Here is a 2,189-nt window from a genome sequence, read left to right as displayed (position 1 = left end):
TTCGGAGGAAGCCCAGACAGTGCTGAAACAGCGTGGGATTGCCGTGGTCAGCGAGAAGCGTCCCTACTTAACCGACGATAGCTCCCGGAGAGAATGGAAAATGCTGGTACCGAAGAAGATAAAGAAGCCTGATGCCCAGAGCACGCCAGCAGTGGAGGAGAGGAAAAACCCTTTGATCTCGCCATGAAAATGGATTTACGGACAATGGGTATTGGAACTTTTTTACCAGCCGGATACTCCAAGAACTTTAAAATCCCTCCTTACGGAATAGGGTAAATAATAAGTTTAATGGAGTATTACCATGAATGTTGTCCATGGAGCGGGGATCTCTGCAAGCCCGTGCCCTCACCCTCAATCAAACTCTGACACCCGGTCGGTAACAGCTTCTGGTCGATGGGCAGTGGGCGAACCGACCAACAAACTGCTACCCCGTCATCCCAGGGAGTATGAGCGACAGGAGCTACTGCGGGCTGCTGAGAGTGGACGCCTGGCATTTCGCCGAATTGGATTGAGTAAAGAAGCAAACTACTTCTCAGGCAAGGGAACACCAAGACCTTTCACCCTCGCCCTGCCGGGGAGGTTGATGCCTACCGAGCGCGTGCCAGATACTTATGGTGAATGGATGATAGGTACCGTTGATCCACAGTGCCTGTACATCTACAAACATAGTGCGTCGACCCGGGATCTGTTGCAGCCTGGCGTAACTCCGGATCATCTGGCGACAAAACTACTGCCTCATCTGCAATCATTGTTCGATAATCGTTTTGATCGTGGCAGTCGAATCCTCTGGAGAGTTTACCCTACCCGTTTCACCTCGGGACATCTGCAGGCAGATGGGACATTCAGTTTACCAAAATTGAAATTCAGCGATCATTCCTCCTTCCCTGAATACCCGGAACTGGTGCTTAACAAATACAGCAGAGAAGACATCAAATGCTTTTGTGTATACAACGATGGACAGAGAAATATTACCGACATCCTGCTGAATAAGCGTCAGTGTGAATATAAATTGCAGCTTAAACCCTTGCCACTGGTCGTTTATTGCAACCGCACAGGTTCTGTACAAGTCTATTTTGATGATGAGCTGGACAATAAACACCTGGCCAGGAATGAGCATTCTCTGGATGATTTTACGTTTTCACAGGACATAGCCCCAGACCATTTCAGGGACATGTTAAATCTACTGCCAATGTCTTTGCGAGCAGAGGCACTGAACTCGGAATTAACCGTCTCACCCGATGTTATGCACAAATTGAAAGAGGCCATTGAGCTGGTGAGTGATCCCCGTTGTTACCATTACCAGAGGCTTCTGGAATTAAAACAAAGTGGCCTGCCAATTCACCAGCGTTTTTTTCATAAAGGAACTGTTCAATCTTTGCTTGACAAGCTGCTGATTTCCGAACAACTCAGAAGCGGTAAGTGTGAGCAAAACCGGGAACAGGAGAAGGAAGCCTGTCGCATACTTCATCTGCTTCTGCAGAGCGGGGCAGGGGTGGGGATTTCTGTTGACCAAATTTACAAAATGGACAATATCAACCACCCGTCAATGCCAGCGGGAGTTTTCAATTATATGGTGGCTGCCTTTGGTCCCTTTGATTTTCTGACCCTCAAACATCTCAAAAGGATACCTTTGACCGGTTGCCCGGGAAGCATCGTTGAATTTGACCGAATCTGCCGGGACAACACTCAACCGCAACGGCAAAAATGCCTGACAAGGGCATTACGTTATGTGGTAAGTCTACCGAATCCAACGCTCGAATATATTCAGTCCAACCTACTGGCCCTTTTTCATTATAAGGCTTCTTTGGATCAAGACATGCTGAATAGTCTTAAATTCGGCCTGAAGAGGAATTGCCGTAACGGTGAGACGCACATTGATGGTTGCTTCGTAGATGATTATATCCAATGGGTTGAAAAATTATGGAAGCAACGGGAAACGCATCCCTACTACCAGAATTGGCCAAAACTTGTCCAGCAGTCCAAGGGGGAAATCAATGACCTGAGACAATCTCTGGGTCTGGACGATTCTCGCGACCAGGCAACGCCCCTGACAGCCGAGCCATCCATGGCATTACAGTTTGTGGTGGACGCCTTCAGCAAACCGCCGGTCTTGCCTGAAAATGTCGGCGATAACGAAAAAACCATCCTGAAGGTACTGCAGCATTATTACCGCCGTCCGGGACCGGAGC

General features: G+C 48.4%; 2 protein-coding genes. Both read left to right on the top strand.

Annotated features, from left to right (window positions below; translation table 11 throughout):
• On the top strand, window positions 1-187 hold a 187-nt coding region (locus KDK17_RS16980; RefSeq protein WP_257288623.1), incomplete at its 5' end, for a hypothetical protein.
• A 114-nt stretch (window positions 188-301) separates the two neighbouring features.
• The coding region (locus KDK17_RS16975) for a hypothetical protein (RefSeq protein ID WP_257288622.1) at window positions 302-2,189 on the top strand (1,888 nt) is incomplete at its 3' end.

This window comes from Endozoicomonas sp. SESOKO2 (assembly GCF_024606245.1).
Classification (GTDB): domain Bacteria; phylum Pseudomonadota; class Gammaproteobacteria; order Pseudomonadales; family Endozoicomonadaceae; genus Endozoicomonas_A.
Note: the sequence above shows the minus strand (reverse complement) of the source record. Positions and strands in the feature narration are given on the sequence as shown.